Consider the following 784-nt stretch of genomic DNA (forward strand, 5'->3'; position numbering starts at 1 on the left):
AAACGCCCTTTAGGGCCTTTACGCCTGGAAAGGACTTCTCAATGCCCAGAGCCTGGAACGCTATCTCGCTCGCCATTTCAGAGCCTCTTGAGATTTCGTGACAAACGACTTTCGCGAAAACGATTGGCGCCGACTGCCGCCAAGATCATTGCGCCCAGCACGACCTGCACGAGGAACGGGTCGATGTCGAAAAGCACTAGGGCTTGTGTGATTATTGCAACGATCACCACCCCGAGCAGCGTAGCGGGCACGCTGACGTGTCCGCCGGCCAAGACCGCGCCGCCGATCACGGGCGCGGCAAAAGACAAAATTAGCCAGTCGTCGCCGATCGTCGGTTGACCCATTTGTAAACGGGCAACAAGGAGAAGACCGGCAAGCGCTGCAAGAAACCCCGAAAGGGCGTGCGCGATGACAACTGTATTTGCAATCGATATTCCCGACAATTCTGCGGCATGTTGATTGCCGCCGACTGCCAAAATAAACCGCCCTATGGGTTGCCGATTAAGCATGAACCACAAGGCTAGCCCGACAGCCATGGTCGGGAGCATCAACCAAGGAATGATCCCGAAGATCGCGCCCTGTCCGATGGATTTCACGCCGTCTGAGATATCATAAAAGGGTTGGGCATGTGTGATGCCCAAATTGATGCCCTTGTAAACGGACAGGCTGGCGAGGGTAATTACGAACGCCGAAATGCCAGTTCGGGCGATCAGAAATCCGTTTATTACGCCGCATATGACCCCGAGCGACAGCGCGGTTAAGGCGGCAAGGGATGCGGGCACGT

General features: G+C 55.9%; 1 protein-coding gene. It reads right to left on the minus strand.

Annotated elements, in window-relative coordinates:
• Positions 1 to 77: 77 nt before the first annotated feature.
• The coding region (locus tag NKI16_RS33995; protein WP_352924824.1) for an ABC transporter permease at positions 78 to 784 on the minus strand (707 nt) is incomplete at its 5' end.

The organism is Mesorhizobium sp. M0698 (genome assembly GCF_040320455.1).
Taxonomy (GTDB): Bacteria; Pseudomonadota; Alphaproteobacteria; order Rhizobiales; family Rhizobiaceae; genus Mesorhizobium.